This is a genomic window from Psychrobacter sp. 1Y4 (genome assembly GCF_051847555.1).
Genome location: NZ_JBPYDE010000856.1, coordinates 1 through 590, shown reverse-complemented (window position 1 = coordinate 590; position 590 = coordinate 1). Strand labels below are relative to the sequence as shown.

At 37.8% G+C, this 590-nt stretch carries 1 protein-coding gene; it reads left to right on the top strand.

Features of this window, described 5'->3' with window-relative positions; translation table 11 throughout:
• Positions 1-214: PA3496 family putative envelope integrity protein (locus ACS8FC_RS19250; protein WP_439297971.1), on the top strand; the 214-nt coding region annotated here is incomplete at its 5' end.
• Positions 215-590 lie beyond the last annotated feature (376 nt).

Genomic DNA, 590 nt, shown 5'->3' with positions numbered 1-590 from the left:
CGATTTTGATGATGATTTTGTCGACGATGACGATGCAAAGATGGTTGAAGAAGCTGAGACAAGTGTACGTACGCGTTTAAGTAGTCTTGAAAAGCGTCGGCTAATCGATAATTTGCTAGAAGAAAAGCGTTTGGCTAAAGAGTTAAAAGATGATCTAGATGATATAGACAATTTTGATGAAGACGGTGATGATTGGGATGATGATGATTTTTAATTGATAGGCTTCAGTCATCTCAGCTGACTAAAGTGCTTTAATAATTGATAATTATCTACTCAGTTATACCGATTGCTCGCTGTTTGTTATTTTTTACAATGGCTTGCAATCTGCTCTATTCAATAATACTTACTTTATAAAGGCTGCTTGGTTACGGTTATTCAAGCAGCCTTTTTTTAAAACAACATAATATCTTGCCATTAACCAATCGATCACTGCGATTGACGATAGCTATCTTTCAAGGACTACCAAGCCATGAGTAACCAACTAAGTTTTGATGAATTACTAGATTATTTGGATAACCAAGAGAGCCAGTTCGTGCTCGATAGTGTCGCAGCGCATGGTTTTTTGACAGCGACGGTCATCGGTCGTCCAC